A 13993-nucleotide genomic window follows, 5' to 3' on the forward strand; every position below is an offset into this window, starting at 1 on the left:
TCCGGCCCGGGCCCGTCATGGTTTTGAGGCGGCTCAAGTTGCCTCGTCGCGCCGCCAAGCCTCGTCCTGCTCGACGGCCTTGCCCTCCGCCCGCAGCTTCAATAGCGCCGCCAGCAGCGAGCGCCGCGCCGCGCCGTGCTTCATCGGCGGCACGTCGTCGTAGACCTGCGCCAGCAGCGCGTCCATGGACTGCGGCTCGCCCGTCAGCGCCGCCAGCAGCTTGGCCTCGCGCTGCTGGCGGTGGCGGATGAGCAGATCCCACACGCGCCGCGGCTGCGCGATCAGGAAGCCGTGCCCCGGCGCCAGCCACTGCAGATCGGGCAGGTCGTCGCGCAGCCGCGCCAGCGAGGCCAGGTAGGCCGCCATGTCGCCATCGGGCGGGTTGATGACCACCGTCGAGCCCTGCATGACGTGGTCGCCCGTGAACAGGATGCTCTCCTCCTCCAGCAAGTAGCACAGGTGGTTGGAGGCGTGGCCGGGGGTGTGGAGCACGCGCAGCGTGGTGCCCGCGTCCAGCGCCAGGCGCTCGCCGTCGCTCAGCTCGCGCGCGGGGCTGAAAAACTCGTCCTGCCATTGCGCGTGCGGCGTGCGCCGGCCCAGCACCTGCGCGCCGGTGGCCTGGGCCAGCAGCGCGGCACCGGGGGAGTGGTCCAGGTGCGTGTGCGTCGCCAGGATCCAGCGGATCGGCCCGGGCGCCGCCGCCACCAGCGCCTGCACCTGCGCCGCATCGGCCGGACCGGGGTCGATCACGGCCCACTCGTTGCTCCGCAGCGCGCCCACCAGGTAGCTGTTGGTGCCCGGGCCGGTCATCACGCCGGGATTGGCGGCGGTGAGGCGGATCAGCCGCTCGGTCAGCCGCATCGGCTCGCCCGGCGTGACCACGGTGCGCGCGATGCCCTGGCCCAACGGATCCACCAGCCTGGCCTCGGCCCAGCCCGGGTGCTCGGGGAACAGCGGGATCAGCTGGCCCTCCGGGTCGCGTGCGCGCTGCGGGCGGATGCAGGGCACCTCGCCCAGGCTGGCGGCCCAGTCCAGCATGTCCCTGGCGGAGGCGAAGCGCGAGAGCTCCAGCAGCAGCCGCCGCACCGGGCCGACCACGCGCACGCCCTGCGTGCCCCGCACCGCCTGGGCCGGGCTGAGCCAGGCATGGGCCGTCATCTCGATGCCGTCGTGCGTGGCCTCCTGCGCCGGCGGCACCGCGGCCAGGAAGAAGCGGGTGTCGAAGCGCTTGGGCAAACCCGGCGGCGTGACGATGTGCGCGAAGAGCTTCAGCTCGCCCAGCGCCAGCCTGAAACCCTGCTCGCGGCACAGCTCCAGCAGCCCGATCTCGCGGCCGTGCAGCCGGGTGCGCCAGGCGGCCTGCAGCGCGGCGCCGGTGACGGGCTCGCCCCGCGCGTCCAGCGCCAGCAGCAGCCCGGCCTCCTCGAAGGTTTCGCGCACGGCAGCCACGTACCACGCCAGGCCGCCTTCGCCCAGGCCGAGGCGGGTGCTGGCGGTGGCTTCGTCCAGGCCGGCGCACACGGGGGCCAGCGCCGCATCCGCCGCGTCGATCAGCCCGCCGGGGAAGACCCAGGCGCCGCTGTTCTGGTCGCCGCGCTCGGCGCGGCGCAGAAGCAGGACTTCGGGTCCGCCCGGGGTGTCGCGGACGAGGACGAGGGTGGAGGAGGGGCGAAGGGATGTCGTCATGGAATGGGGCGGCTGAAAGCGGACTTCGAATGGTGCACGGGATGGCCCGTGCGCCGCGCCGCAACCTCCCGCCATATGGCACGGTGCGGCGGCGCGCAAGGCACAATCGAGCCTCGTTTGTCCACGCCTTGAGTGTGGCATTCAGCCTCCCGAACCGGCCCTCGTTCACACGCCCTGCTGACCACTCCCATGACTCTTTCTTCTGCTCACGTGACGGAACAGTGCGACGTGCTCGTCATCGGCGGCGGCCCGGCCGGCGCCACGGTCGCCACACTGTTGGCACAGCAGGGGCGCGACGTCGTGATGCTGGAGAAATCCCAGCATCCGCGTTTCCACATCGGCGAGTCGCTGCTGCCGGCCAACGTGCCCCTGTTCGAGAAGCTGGGGCTGCGAGGGGAGGTGGAGCGCATCGGCATGCCCAAGTGGGGCGTGGAGTTCGTGTCGCCGCAGCACGATCACTCCAGCTTCCTGGAGTTCGGCGACGCCTGGGACAAGTCGCTGCCCTACGCGTGGCAGGTGCGGCGCTCGGAGCTGGACGAAATCCTGTTCCGCCACGCCGCGGCGCAGGGCGCGCGCACGCTGGAGAACTGCCACGTGCGCGAGGTGGACTTCGACGCCGAGGGCGCCACGGTGCGCGCGCAACTGGGCGATGGCGAACAACGCCGCTGGCGCGCCCGCTTCGTGATCGACGCCTCGGGCCGCGACACCTTCCTGGCCAACAAGATGCGCGCCAAGGAAAAGAACCCCAAGCACAACAGCTCGGCGCTGTTCGGCCACTTCCGCAACGCGCAGCGGCTGCCGGGACAGCTCGAAGGCAACATCACCATCTTCTGGTTCGCGCACGGCTGGTTCTGGTTCATCCCGCTGGCCGACGGCACCACCAGCATCGGCGCGGTGTGCTGGCCCTACTACCTGAAGTCGCGCAGCAAGCCGCTCAAGGAATTCTTCGCCGACACCATCGCCCTGTGCCCCAAGCTCGCCGAGCGGCTGAAGGACGCGACACTGGTGGACGACATGGTGCATGCCACCGGCAACTATTCCTACAGCGCCACGCACTGCACCGGCGAGCGCTACTTGCTGCTGGGCGACGCCTTCGCCTTCATCGACCCGGTGTTCTCCTCGGGCGTGTTCCTGGCCATGCAGAGCGCCTTCGAGGGCGCGGAGGTCGTGGCCACCTGCCTGGACCGCCCGGCCGAGGCCGCGCGCGCGCGGCAGCGCTTCGAGGACATGATGCGCAAGGGGCCGCGCGAGTTCTCTTGGTTCATCTTCCGCGTCACCAACCCGACCATGCGCGAGTTCTTCATGTACCCGCAGAACATGTTCCGGGTGAAGGAGGCGCTGCTGTCGCTGCTGGCCGGCGACCTCTACCGCGGCACGCCGATCTGGCGCTCGCTGCGCATCCTCAAGGCGCTGTACTACCTGGTGTCGCTGCGCAATGCCCGGCGCACCTTCAACGCCTGGATGATGCGCCGGCGCAACATCCGCGACCTGGGGCCGCTGCAGGGCGAGACCATCCAGTCATGACGGCTTCGCTCCTGGCGGCAGCGCCGCTGCGGGTCGAGCGCCTGACGCTGGAGGCCTGGGGGCGGCACCGGCGCGCGCACAACCTTCTGGGTGGCCTGGGCTATGGCGAGGGCGGCGACGCCGTGCCCGCGCCGGTGCTGTCGGGCGGCCCGGCGGTGGACGCCTGGAGCAGCGCCGGCGCGTTGCGGCACGGCCGCAACGGGCGGGTCCGCTGGCGCCACGACGGGCGCTGGCTCTGGGGCGCGCTGGACATCGGCGAGGCGGCCGAGGGCATCGAACTGCAGGCCGTGGTGCGGCAAGCCTATGTGGACATCTTTGCCGTGCTGCAAGACAGCGGCTGCACCCAGCTGCTGCGGCTGTGGAACTACGTGCCGCGCATCAACGAGGCGCAGGACGGCCTGGAGCGCTACCGCCATTTCAACGCCGGGCGCCAGCTCGCCTTCCTGGACGCCGGCCGGCCGGCCTTCGAGGGCGCGCCGGCGGCCAGCTGCCTGGGCCTGCAAGACGGGCCGCTGTGCGTGCGTTTCCTGGCCGGCACGCAGGCCGCCGTGCCGGTGGAGAACCCGCGCCAGGTGTCGGCCTACCACTACCCGTCGGCCTACGGCCCGCGCAGCCCGACCTTCTCGCGCGCGGCGCTGGTCGTGCCGCAACCGGGGCGGGTGGCGCTGCTGATCTCTGGCACGGCCAGCATCGCCGGCCACCTCAGCCTGCATGCGGGCGACGTTGAGGCGCAGACGCTGGAGACGCTGCTCAACCTGCAGGCGGTGGTGGCTGCGGCCGAGGCGCGCTGCAGCGCGCGCTTCGCCCTGGAGGGCTTCGACTGCGTCGTCTACGTGCGCCATGCCGCGCACGCCGAGGTGGTGCGCCGCGTGCTGCAGCAGCGGCTGGGCGCGCAGGCGCGCTTCGTGCGCACGGCCGTGATGCTGCAGGCCGACGTCTGCCGCGCCGATCTGCTGGTCGAGATCGAGGCGCATGGCTGCGCCGCGGGAGAACTCATCGCATGAAGAAGACCGTCATTGCCGCAACCGTCTTGTTGCCCCTGGTGCTGGCCGCGCCGCTGGCGCACGCGGAGCCGCAGCCGCTGTGGGAACTGGGCCTGGGCGCCGGGGTGCTGCGGCTGCCGCACTACCGAGGCTCGGACCAGTCGCACACCTGGGTGCTGCCGGTGCCCTACGTCGTGTACCGCGGCGAGATCTTCAAGGCCGACCGCGAAGGCGCGCGCGCCGTGCTGCTGGAGACCGACCGGCTGGACTTCGACCTCAGCCTGGCGGCCAGCCCACCCACGCGCAGCAAGGACAACGAGGCGCGCCGCGGCATGGAGGACCTGCCGCCCATCGTCGAGCTCGGCCCCAACGTCAGCTGGACCGTGGGCCGCGGCAAGGACTGGAAGCTGGACCTGCGCCTGCCCGTGCGCGCCGCGCTGGGCCTGGGCTCCAACGGCGGCTTCAAGGGCTGGGTGGCCACGCCGCAGCTCAACCTCGACCTGGACCTGCGCGGCTGGCGCGTCGGGCTGGCGGCGGCCGCCGTCGCACAGGACCAGCGCTACAACGAGCTGTTCTATGGCGTCTCCGCCGCGGAGGCCGTGCCCGGGCGTCCGGCCTACCGGCCCGGCGGCGGCGCGGCCGGCGGCTACCTGCTGGGGGCGGTGTCGCGGCGCGTGGACGACTGGTGGATTGGCGGTTTCTTGCGCTGGGACAGCCTGCGCGGGGCGAGTTTCCTGGACAGTCCGCTGGTGCGCCAGCGAGAGCATTGGTCCGTTGGAGTGGCGGTGTCGTGGGTGTTCGCGGCATCGGACAGACAGGTTGACAGGGACTGAGGCTGGATGAAGTTGTTGCTTGCGCTGCCGCTGACGCTGCTGCTGCATGCCCAGCTGGTGCTGCTGGGGCTGATATCGCTGACGTGGAACGCGATCGCGATGCTGCTGTACCCGCTGCTGCCGCGTCCGCGCGGGCGGGCCGTCGGGCGCGCGGGCATCGCCTACGGCTACCGGCTGTTCTGGGCCATCGCACGCTGCAGCGGCATGCTGCGCATCGACAACCGCGTGCTCGACTCGCTGCGCGACGAAGCCGGGCTGATCGTGGTGGCCAACCACCCCAGCATGATCGACGCGCTGGCGCTGGTGGCGCGGCTGCCGCGCAGCGCCTGCATCATGAAGGCGCAGCTCATGCGCAACCTGTTCCTGGGCGCCGGTGCGCGGCTGGCACGCTACATCCGCAACGACTCGCCGCGCAGCATGGTGCGCCTGGCCGTCGAGGACCTGCGCGCCGGTGGCCAACTCGTCATCTTCCCGGAGGGCACGCGCACCACGCGCCACCCGGTCAACCCCTTTCGGCCCGGCGTGACGCTGATCGCCAAGCTGGCCAACGCGCCGATCCAGACGGTGTTCATCGACACCGACTCGCCCTACCTCGGCAAGGGCTGGCCGATCTGGCGGCTGCCGCCGCTGCCCATCGTGTTCACCCTGCGGCTGGGCGAGCGCTTCGCGCCCTCGCCGGACGCCGATGCGCTGCTGCGCCGACTCGAAGACTATTTCGCCGCGAACGTGAAGCCGCCGGCGTCCCACAAACCATGACCGCCGCAGTTCCCGCCGCCGCGACCAGCGCGTCGCGCACGCACCTCGTTCTCATCCCCAGCTACAACACCGGCGCCAAGGTCTACGAGACGGTGCGCGAGGCGCGCGCGTCGTGGTCTCCGGTGTGGGTGGTGGTGGACGGCAGCGACGACGGCACCGCCGAGGGGTTGTTGCGCATGGCGCGGGAGGATGCGGGCCTGCGCGTGTGGGTGCTGCCGCGCAACCAGGGCAAGGGCTCGGCCGTGCTGCACGGGCTGCGGGCCGCGCAGGCCGCCGGCTTCACGCACGCGCTGACCATGGATGCCGACGGGCAGCATCCGGCGGCGCTGATCCCGACCTTCATGCAGGCCTCGATGCGCCGGCCTGAGGCCATGATCCTGGGCCGGCCGGTGTTCGATGCGAGCGCACCCTTGCTGCGCGTGCGCGGGCGGCGCATCTCCAACGGCTGGACCAACCTGGAGACGCTGGGCGCCGGGGTGGGCGATTCGCTCTACGGCTTTCGCGTCTACCCGGTGGCGGCGCTGGCGGCGGTGATGGCGCGCCAGCCCTGGATGCGGCGCTTCGACTTCGACACCGAGGCCGTGGTGCGCCTGGCCTGGCGCGGCGTCAAGCCCATCAACATCGACGCGCCGGTGAAGTACCTCAAGGCCGAGGAGGGCGGCGTCTCGCACTTCCGCTATGGCCGCGACAACGTGCTGCTGACCTGGATGCACACGCGGCTGGTGCTGGAGTTCGTGCTGCGGCTGCCCCTGCTGCTGTGGCGCCGCGCGCTGCGGCGCCCGCCGTTCCAGCCTTGAGCCCTGCACCCGCGAAAGGGCGCAGGGTCGACGGCGGTCAGTCCATCACCACCAGGTTGCGCGTCTGCGCGTCGGTGACGATCTCCTTCACGCGGTCGCCATCGAACACCACCTGGAACTCGGCGAAGCTGGAGAGCCAGAAGCGCCAGATCTTGGCGTCGAGGTTGGGGTTCTCGCTGCTGACGGGGTAGCCCACCGCCATGAGCACTTGCGCGCGCGTCATGCCGGGCCGCACGCGCGCGGATTCGATGGCCTCGCGCACCTTGGGCGGCATCTTGGCCATGGCCTGCTTGGGGTCCTCGGCCACGATGTAGCGCTTGGCGAAGGCGGCCATGTCCAGATCGCGGCTGTAGTCGTTGCCGATGGCCTGCTTGCTGCCGTTGAGCTCCACGTACACGCGGTAGCGTCCGTACCCGGTGGGCTTGGCCGGCGTGCCGGCCGGGATGATGCGCTTGCCGCTCTCGGCATAGTTGATGTCGCTGATCCAGCTGCCATCGGTGCGCAGGTTGCAGCACAGGTAGCCGGGCTCCGGCAGGGCCTGTGCCGAGGCAGCCAGCGGTGCAAGGGCGGCCAGGGCAATGGCGATGTGGTGAAGGCTCATGGGTTACTCCCTCGTTGTGGATTGGGTTCCGGCGCTGCGGCCGCCGGTAGGGCCAGGGTGTCCCACCTGAACGGCCGCGCGGGGCGCCTCAGCGCTGCGGCTTGCGGATCTCTCCCACCACGTCGCGGGCAATGGCCTGCAGCTGCTTGTCGGTCATGGCGGAAAACACGCCTTCCCACGCGCTGGAGCTGGTGTTGACGCTGTGTTCGCCGAAGGGCTGGCCGGTCTTGAGGTCGAGGTAGCGCACATTGGCGTTGACGTAGGCGTTGCCGGTCATGATGCCCAGGCCGTAGCGCTGGCCGCTGCTGAGGTAGCGGTAATCGTTGACCTGCACCGCCAGCAGCGTGCCGGCCTCGCCGGTGGGCCTGGCGGTGCCGTCGCCCATCGTGAACGCGATGCCGGCAGCCTCGGCCTCGTTGGCGAAGGCGTTGCGCATCTCGCCCCGGAATGGCGCCCAGTCGGCCGAGCTGGTCACCGTGGGGGTGCCGGTGACGCTCAGCACGATCTTCTTCGCTGCCTCGGGCGGCACGCGGATGTCGTTGCTGCCGCTCTTGACGACGTTGGCCGCGCAACCGCTCAGCGCCAGGGCTGCCACGGGCAGCATCCAGTTCAGGACCTTCTTCATGGGCGTTCTCCGGGAGAGGAAAGGAAGCGGGGCGGATTCTAGAAAGCGATGGCTCCCCGACGCCCACGCCTCCCCTGCCGGCCACCCCTTCAGGCCGGGTCTTCCCTCTCGGGAATGCCCTCGCTCAATACATCCCACCGTTGATCGAGATCACCTGCCCGCTGATGTAGCCGGCCTGCGGGCTGGCCAGGAAGCCCGCCAGCGCCGCCACTTCCTCCGGCGTGCCCGCGCGCTTGGCCGGCACGAGCTGCTCGATGGTCGCCTTGTCGAAGGCCTGGTCCGCCATGGGCGAGGCGATGATGCCCGGTGCGATGGCGTTGACCGTCACGCCGCGGCTGGCCACCTCCAGCGACAGCGCCCGCGTGGCGCTGTTGAGCGCGCCCTTGGCCGCGGCGTAGTTGACCTGCCCCCGGTTGCCCGCCAGCGCGGCCACCGAGGAAATGTTGATCACGCGACCCCAGCGCGTGCGCAGCATCGGCAGCAGCAGCGGCTGCGTGACGTGGAAGAAGCCGTGCAGCGACACGTCGATGACGCGGTGCCACTGCTCGGCGCGCATGCCCGGGAACACCGCGTCGTCGTGCACGCCGGCGTTGTTGACGATGACCTGCACCGGGCCGTCGCGCAGCAGCGCCTCGCAGGCCGAGCGCGAGGCTGCCGCATCGCTGACGTCGAACACCAGCGCCTGGGCGCTGCCGCCCGCGGCGCGGATCTCCTCGGCCAGTTGCTCGACCGCATCGGGACGCGAGTGCGCCTGCAGCAGCAGGTGTGCGCCGTCGCGCGCGAGCTGGCGCGCGATGGCGGCGCCCAGCGCGCCGCTGGCGCCCGTGACGAGCGCGCGTTTGCCGGCCAGGGTCATGGAAGCTTCTCCGTGTTGTTCACTTGGGTTCGGGTCAGGCCGGGGGCAGCGGGGTGTCCAGCACCACGGCGGCGCGGCCTTCGGCCACGGGCGCGCCGTCGCTGCTCACCTGGAATTGGTAGAGCACCTGCGAGCCGGTGCCGGCCAGGCGCCGCACCCGGATCTCCAGCTCGCCCGGCAGCAGGTCCAGCCGCGCCACGGCGAAGCGCGCGTCGCGCACGCTGGCCAGGAAGCCCGGGCGCGGCCCGCCCTCGGCCGGCGCGACCAGCGCGCCGTGCAGCGCCATGGCCTGCGCGGCGTACTCGATGGCGCAGGGGCTCGGCAGGCCGCCGGCGCTGCGCAGCGGGTTGTCCGGGTCGCGATGGCTGGCGGCGGTGCAGGTCACGGACGCCGCGTCCCAGGCCCGCACCCGATCGAGCAGGCACATGCGGCCCTGGTGCGGGATGCGCGCGGCGATGTCCTCCCGCTCCAGCACGGCCGGCGCGGTCATGCCGGCTCTACCGTGACGGCCAGCGACAGGCCGTCCAGGACCTCCAGCACGCAGGGCTGCGCCAACCCGCGCGCCATGCGCTGCAGCAGCGGCAGCGCCCGCGCGGCCGGGATGCCGCGGCGCAGCGCCTCCAGCCCGGCGTGCCCGCAGCCTTCGGGGGCCGCGTCGCCCGGCTCGATGCGCAGGCGCAACAGCGGCGCGTCGCCGGGCACCGTGTCCAGCAGCAGCGCCACGCCCATGGCGTCCAGCAGCGGGCGCGTGGCCTGCAGCGGCTGCGGGTAGGGCACGTCGCTGGCGACCAGCAGCACCGGCTGCTGCCCGCACAGGCACTGGCTGGCGGCTTCCAGCAGCCCGGCACCGAAGCTGGCGTCGTGCGCGCACAGGCTGGTCGAGGGCGCGCGCGAGGCGGTGGCGATGTGCCAGTAGCCCGCGGGCGCGTTGTGCACCGAGTTCGTGAAGCGGGTGGGCGAAACCGCGCGCTGCGGCGTGGCCAGCGTCTCGCACAGCGCGTGGCAGTTGGCGCCGTCGCCGGTGGAGGCGCTGAACACCGTGGCCACGTCCCGCGGGTCGAGCCCGGCCTGCGCGCAGGCCTGGTCCGCCACGGCGATGCCCACCTTGACGATGCCCCCCGCGCGCCGGCGCTCGGCCGGCGGCAGCCGCGAGGGCGCGGGCACCACCGTGGGCGCCGACACCCAGCGCGACGGCTCGGCCAGCAGCTCGCGGCCGGTGGCCCAGTCGGACAGCCCGGGGCCCAGCAGCCCCACGCCGCGCACCCAGCAATTCAAGACGCCGCCGCTCATCGCGCCGCTCCCAGCAAGAGGCAGGCGTTGGAGCCGCCGAATCCGAAGGAATTGCTCGCCACCACCGACAGCGCCGCTTCCCGGTTCGCATCCAGGTAGTTGCATTGCAGCGCCGGATCGGGGCTGAGCCGGTTCAGCCCGCCGGGCATGAAGCCGTGGCGCAGCGCGAGCATGCAGATCACCGCTTCCAGCGCGCCGGCGGCGCCCAGGGTGTGGCCGGTGGCGCCCTTGGTGGAACTGCAGGGCAGCCCGGTGCCGAAGACCGCGCGCACCGCGGCGTCCTCGGCGGCGTCGTTGTTGGACGTGGCCGTGCCGTGCAGGTTGACGTAGTCCACGCCTTCGGGCCGCAGCCCGGCCTGGGCCAGCGCGCCGCGCATGGCGGCGATGGCGCCCAGGCCTTCGGGGTGCGGGCTGCTCATGTGGTAGCCGTCGCTGCTCTCGCCGCAGCCCAGCAGCCAGGCGGCGGGGGCGTCGGACTCGCGCTCCAGCAGCGCGAAGGCGCCGGCCTCGCCGATGGACAGGCCGCGCCGCTCGGCATCCCAGGGCCGGCAGGGCTCGCGCGACAGCAGCTCCAGCGAGTTGAAGCCGTAGAGCGTGGTGAGGCACAGGCTGTCCACGCCGCCGACCACGGCCGCGTCGATCAGCCCCAGCGCGATCAGGCGCTGCGCGTTGGCGAACACCTTGGCGCTGGAGGAGCAGGCGGTGGAGACCACGAAGGCCGGCCCTTCCAGCCCCAGCGCCCGGCGCGCGAAGGCCGCCACCGAGGCGGTGCTGTGGGTCTGCTCGTAGCGGAAGCTGGACGGCAGCGCGCCCGTCTCCGGGTCGCGGTGGCGGTAGGCCAGCTCGGTCTCCAGGATGGCCGAGGTGCTGGTGCCCAGGAACAGGCCCACGCGGCGGCTGCCCCAGCGCCGCGCCGCCCGCGCCACGCTTTGGGCGAAGCCATCGGCCTGCAGCCCCAGCCACGCCAGGCGGTTGTTGCGGCACGCCCACTCGGCCAGCTCGGCGGGCAGCGGCGCGCCGTCCAGGCCCTCGACCTGGCCGATCCACGTCTCCAGCGCGGCGGTTTCGAAGTGTTGGGCGCTCAGCCCGCCGCGGCCGGCGCGCAGCGTGGACAGCGTCGCCTCGCGGCCCACGCCCAGGGCGCTGGCGGCGGTGTAGTCGGTGATCGGCAGCGGCGTCATCGAAGATCTCCGGCCAGCAGCACGTTGGCGAAGGGGGTGCCCTGGCTCATGGGCACCGGCTGCACGCTGAAGCCCAGGCGTTGCAGCAGCGCGGTCCACTCGGACAGCGGGCGGCCCCAGGTGGGCGGCATGCGGTGGCCGCGCACCATCGTCACCACGCGGTCCACCCACTGGCTGACGGCAAAGCCGCGCCGGCTGGACGCGTCGCCCACGCGCAGCAGCAGCCGCCCGTGCGGCAGCAGCGCGTCGCGCACGCGCTCCAGCACCGCCTGCTGCGCGGCGTGGTCCACGTAGTGCAGCACGTCCAGGATCACCGCCACGTCGCTCGCCGGCAGATCGGCGCTGCACATGTCGCCGCAGACGAAGCGCGGCGCCGTGGGCAGCCGTCCCAGCGCCGCCTGGGCGCGGGCGACATCGCGCGGCATCAGCTCGATCCCGGTGTAGCGCGCACCCGCCGGCGCGGCCGGCCAAGTGGCGGGCCAGGCGCCGCGGGCGTGGGCGGCGTCGATGGCTGCCAGCAGGCTGGCGAGCAGCCCCTGGCCGCAGCCGATGTCGAGCACGCGCGCGCGCGGCGGCAGGTCGCCGCGCTCCAGCAGGCCACGGAACACCGGGTCGTGGCCGAGCTTGCCGCGCGCGAAATGCCAGGCGAAGCGGCCCGCCGAGCGGTAGGGCTCGCAGGCGGCACGGTGCAGCGCCTGCCAGGCCGCGTCGCCGTCCATCGGCGCGGAAGAGAGAAGGGAGGTGGTCATGAGCCAGTGAGACCTCAGGAAGGGCGCGACGCGGTGCCGGTGGGCCGGACCGCTGCGCCGGGAATCGGGGACGGACCGGCGCCCAGCGCCTGCGGCAGCGTCACGCAGCGCAGCCCGGCCTGGCGGCAGCGCTCCAGCAGTGGCGGCAGCACCTCCAGCACCACCGGCCGGCCCTGCTCGGTGCGCGCGGCGTTGCCGTCGTGCAGCAGCAGGATGTCGCCGGCGGCCAGGCCCCGCGTGAGGCGCTGCAGCACGCGCGCGGGGTCGCGCTCGCGGGTGTCGAAGCCGCGCCGCGTCCAGCTCGCCAGGCGCAGGCCCAGCCGGTGCAGCACCGGGTCCAGGAAGGGGTTGCGCAGCCCGGCCGGGGCGCGGAAGCAGGTGGGGCGCTCGCCGGTGAGCTCGGTCAGCGTCGCCTGCGCGCGCTCGATCTCGCGCAGGAAGCCGCGCGGGCCCAGCAGCGAGAAGTTGTGGCGGTGCACGTCGCTGTGGTTCTGCACGCTGTGGCCGCGTTTCACGATCTCGCGCACCAGCGCCGGGTGCTCGCGCGCGCGCTGCGCGATGCAGAAGAAGGTGGCGCGTGCGCCGTGGCGCTCCAGCAGCTCCAGCACGGCGGGGGTGACGGCCGGGTCGGGACCGTCGTCGATGGTCAGCGCCACCTCGCCGCGCGCGGCGCTGGCCGGCGGCAGCCGCACCAGGTTCGGGCCCAGCCAGCGGCTGCGCGGCCACAGCCCCGCGGCGGTGAGCGCGGCGTGGTTGAGCACCACCGCGCCGATGGCCCAGCCCGCCCACTCGGGCCGCAGCAGCAGGGTGCCGGCGGCGGCCGCGTGCAGGCCGAAGGTGGCGCGCAGCAGCGGCGGCATCGACCAGGACGTGGTGGATGAAAAAGTCATGCGGGGGAGGGAAAACCGGAGGGGGCCGCCGACGGCGGTCACGAGACTGTCGATTTTCCCATAGGACCCCCCCGTTTCAGCGTCTCGGGGCGAAGGCCGCGCACAGCAGCAGCGCCAGCAGCACGCCCGGCGCCACGACGCGGCCGATGGCCGACAGCGCCGGGATCTGCGACAGCGCGATCAGCCCGAAGCCGCACACCGCCGTGACGTTGGCCAGCAGCAGCGAGGCCAGCGTGTCGGCCTGCCGCGCGTCGGCCGGCGCATCGTCCTGGGCCATCGGCCACTGCACGAAGAAGAGGCCGTAGTTCGATCCCACCGCCACCACCAGCAGCAGGCCCACGAGGTGCAGGATGCCCAGCGGCACCCCGAGCGCCGCGAAACCGCCCAGCGTGATCAAGACGGCCAGCGCCAGCGGCACGCAGGCGGCCCACAGCTGGCGCCACGAGCGCAGCTGCCACCACAGCAGCGCCACCACCGCCGCCACGCCCAGCAGCGCCTGGGCCAGCGCCTCGTGCAGGTAGCGCGCGTACAGGCCGTCGAGCTCCTGCTTGATGTCCAGCACCGCCACGTCGCCCGGCAGCCCCTGCAGCGCGGCGCGCACGCGCGGCGCGTCGATGCCGGCGTCGGCCTGGGCGCCGGGCGGCTGCAGCGGCAGCAGCGCGGTCCAGCCGCCGTCCTCGCGCCGGATCAGCAGCGCGTCGGCCACCGCCTTCAGCGGCGTGCCGGCCAGCGCCTCCAGCGTCAGCGGCGCCAGCGCGCGCGCGCTCTGAACTTCCCCCAGGAAGGGCTCCAGCGGACGCTGCGCCAGCGGCGTGCCGCGCACCGCCTGCGCCAGGCGCTGCCGCAGCGCGTCGCCTTCGGGCAGCGCGGCCTGGCGTTGCCGCTGGGTCGCCAGGCTGGGCAGCACGCGGGTGGGCGTCTCGTAGCCGCCGATCACGCCCTGCTCGACCAGCGGCTCCAGCCGCGCGGCGGCGGCCTCGGCGCCGCGCAGCGCGGCCTGCAGGTCGGCCCCGCTGGCCACGACCAGGGTGCGCGCGTCGCTGGCGCCCAGGTCCGCGCGCAGCGAGGCGTCCAGCCGCTGCGCGGCCACGGGCACGGGGCTGAGCGAGGCCAGGTCGCCGCGCCAGAGCGAGTCGTGTTGAAAAGCCATCAGCAGCGCGGCGCCGCCGCCCAGCAGCCAGGCCAGCCCCCGCGCGCGGCCCAGCGCGCGCGCGGCGCGCTG

Annotated in this window: 14 protein-coding genes and 1 pseudogene; 5 read left to right on the top strand and 10 right to left on the bottom strand. The window is 73.1% G+C overall.

Annotated features, from left to right (window positions below):
* Positions 1-33: 33 nt before the first annotated feature.
* Positions 34-1686, bottom strand: coding sequence for an MBL fold metallo-hydrolase (locus tag Q0741_RS04225; RefSeq protein WP_298231945.1), 1653 nt, complete (start codon positions 1684-1686; stop codon positions 34-36).
* A 189-nt stretch (positions 1687-1875) separates the two neighbouring features.
* On the opposite strand from Q0741_RS04225, the gene Q0741_RS04230 reads away from it, so the two are divergent.
* The 5 genes from Q0741_RS04230 to Q0741_RS04250 are packed head-to-tail and all read left to right on the top strand — an operon-like array spanning position 1876 to position 6579.
* A complete protein-coding gene (locus tag Q0741_RS04230; protein WP_298231946.1) occupies positions 1876-3210 on the top strand; it encodes an NAD(P)/FAD-dependent oxidoreductase in 1335 nt (444 codons plus the stop codon).
* A complete protein-coding gene (locus Q0741_RS04235) occupies positions 3207-4214 on the top strand; it encodes a hypothetical protein (RefSeq protein WP_298231947.1) in 1008 nt (335 codons plus the stop codon). Before Q0741_RS04230 ends, Q0741_RS04235 begins: the two co-directional genes overlap by 4 nt.
* A complete protein-coding gene (locus Q0741_RS04240; protein ID WP_298231948.1) occupies positions 4211-5026 on the top strand; it encodes a MipA/OmpV family protein in 816 nt (271 codons plus the stop codon). Before Q0741_RS04235 ends, Q0741_RS04240 begins: the two co-directional genes overlap by 4 nt.
* Positions 5027-5032: 6 nt before the next feature.
* Complete coding sequence (locus tag Q0741_RS04245) at positions 5033-5782, top strand: 1-acyl-sn-glycerol-3-phosphate acyltransferase (RefSeq protein ID WP_298231949.1); 750 nt, start codon at positions 5033-5035, stop codon at positions 5780-5782.
* A complete protein-coding gene (locus tag Q0741_RS04250) occupies positions 5779-6579 on the top strand; it encodes a glycosyltransferase family 2 protein (RefSeq protein ID WP_298231950.1) in 801 nt (266 codons plus the stop codon). The genes Q0741_RS04245 and Q0741_RS04250 overlap by 4 nt, the downstream gene beginning before the upstream one ends.
* A 37-nt stretch (positions 6580-6616) precedes the next feature.
* Here Q0741_RS04250 and Q0741_RS04255 read toward each other — a convergent pair whose 3' ends face one another.
* The 9 genes and pseudogenes from Q0741_RS04255 to Q0741_RS04295 form a co-directional block, all read right to left on the bottom strand.
* On the bottom strand, positions 6617-7180 hold the full coding sequence (locus Q0741_RS04255) for a hypothetical protein (RefSeq protein WP_298231951.1): 564 nt from the start codon (positions 7178-7180) through the stop codon (positions 6617-6619).
* Between the two features lie 88 nt (positions 7181-7268).
* Positions 7269-7805: a hypothetical protein gene (locus tag Q0741_RS04260; RefSeq protein ID WP_298231952.1), complete on the bottom strand. Its 537-nt coding sequence runs from the start codon at positions 7803-7805 to the stop codon at positions 7269-7271.
* A 124-nt stretch (positions 7806-7929) separates the two neighbouring features.
* Entirely contained in the window at positions 7930-8661 is a 732-nt protein-coding gene (fabG, locus tag Q0741_RS04265; protein WP_298231953.1) for a 3-oxoacyl-ACP reductase FabG, read from the bottom strand.
* Positions 8662-8695: 34 nt separating this feature from the next.
* Positions 8696-9151: a hydroxymyristoyl-ACP dehydratase gene (locus Q0741_RS04270; protein WP_298231954.1), complete on the bottom strand. Its 456-nt coding sequence runs from the start codon at positions 9149-9151 to the stop codon at positions 8696-8698.
* Complete coding sequence (locus tag Q0741_RS04275; RefSeq protein ID WP_298231955.1) at positions 9148-9951, bottom strand: beta-ketoacyl synthase chain length factor; 804 nt, start codon at positions 9949-9951, stop codon at positions 9148-9150. The genes Q0741_RS04270 and Q0741_RS04275 overlap by 4 nt, the downstream gene beginning before the upstream one ends.
* A complete protein-coding gene (locus Q0741_RS04280; protein WP_298231956.1) occupies positions 9948-11132 on the bottom strand; it encodes a beta-ketoacyl-[acyl-carrier-protein] synthase family protein in 1185 nt (394 codons plus the stop codon). Before Q0741_RS04280 ends, Q0741_RS04275 begins: the two co-directional genes overlap by 4 nt.
* Positions 11129-11881: a methyltransferase domain-containing protein gene (locus Q0741_RS04285; RefSeq protein WP_298231957.1), complete on the bottom strand. Its 753-nt coding sequence runs from the start codon at positions 11879-11881 to the stop codon at positions 11129-11131. The genes Q0741_RS04280 and Q0741_RS04285 overlap by 4 nt, the downstream gene beginning before the upstream one ends.
* 14 nt (positions 11882-11895) lie before the next feature.
* A complete protein-coding gene (locus Q0741_RS04290) occupies positions 11896-12771 on the bottom strand; it encodes a polysaccharide deacetylase family protein (protein ID WP_298231958.1) in 876 nt (291 codons plus the stop codon).
* 76 nt (positions 12772-12847) lie between these two features.
* Positions 12848-13993, bottom strand: a pseudogene (locus Q0741_RS04295) (transporter); the annotation flags it as partial.

It is taken from the genome of uncultured Azohydromonas sp. (assembly GCF_937926365.1).
Classification (GTDB): domain Bacteria; phylum Pseudomonadota; class Gammaproteobacteria; order Burkholderiales; family Burkholderiaceae_C; genus Azohydromonas.